1 protein-coding gene is annotated in these 1,005 nt (G+C 67.3%); it reads right to left on the bottom strand.

All coding sequences use genetic code 11. The features are described from left to right. Positions 1 to 311 precede the first annotated feature (311 nt). The gene (locus tag IO39_RS57230) at positions 312 to 695 is read right to left on the bottom strand and encodes a hypothetical protein (RefSeq protein WP_043637657.1); all 384 of its coding nucleotides are present in this window, start codon (positions 693 to 695) and stop codon (positions 312 to 314) included. Positions 696 to 1,005: the final 310 nt, after the last annotated feature.

Raw genomic sequence — 1,005 nt, 5'->3', positions numbered from 1 at the left:
CCAAGGACCCGCGGCCAGGCCGGATCGCATGAGAATGAGCGTTTTCAGCGAGGAACACCGGAGAGTGGCCGCCACCATGCCGGTCATGGGCGAGCGTCAACACACGGCCAAGGCCGGCCCCTTCAGCCGGCGACGGTCGATCCTGGTGTGGGGAATGAGCGAGGCGGAGGTGCGGGTCGATGCCGTCCGGCCGAGCGGGCGAAGGGAAAGCGTGCCCGTGCACCGGCTGATGGGCCGGTTCTGGGTGGCGGCGGCGGTAGGCCGTCTGCGATGTCTGCTGGTGCGGGTGGAGGGCCTGCCGCCGGCCGAGATCAGGTCGCGCCGCCGGCGCTCTTGGAGATTTCGCGGGGGAGTGAGACGTGCGTCTTCCGGCTCTCTTCGCTGAAACGCTGTACTGAGCCCTCGTGCTCAGTTTTCTCGTCACGGCTGTCTTCTTCGTGGTGACCACGGGGCGTGGTCCGGTTCTGGACGTCCATGCCATCGGTTTCCGCCTGCAGTCCTTTCTCGGCACGACAATGCACGAGAGCGGCACGGGCGATGTCGTCGATTGCGCTGGGGCTGGCGGTGAAGTGCTGGAGGCTCCGCCAGCGGCCCTTGAGCAGGGCGAACCCGCGTTCGCCGAGACAGCGCAGGGCGCGGAGGAGCCGCGGCAACCGGGCAACGTAGTGAACCAGCGCACGGGAGACGTCGAGCAAATCCCGTCTCGAACCCGAGGTGGTGCGGCAGCGTGCCGAGCCGGTCGCCGTTGGATGCGTGGGCGGCCAGGCGCAGCGCGTGCAGCTGCGGTGTTCCAGGGGTGATGACCTGCACGATGCTTCTCTCACAGCGTGGTTCTGACCCTCAACCGCCTTGATCCCTCCGGGTCTCCTGGCGCGGAAGTTCCCAATTCAGCTCCCGCCGCAGCGTCCTGCGTTCCGCAGATGTGTAGCGAGAAAAGCACACAGTTCTGGGCTGTGAGCTGCGGAAACGCTTGCGGGCACGCTGATGCGGCGTGTCACTAGGCGC

The sequence above is a fragment of the Nonomuraea candida genome (assembly GCF_000725485.1).
GTDB classification, from domain to species: domain Bacteria; phylum Actinomycetota; class Actinomycetes; order Streptosporangiales; family Streptosporangiaceae; genus Nonomuraea; species Nonomuraea candida.
This window is presented reverse-complemented; position numbering and strand designations above follow the sequence as displayed.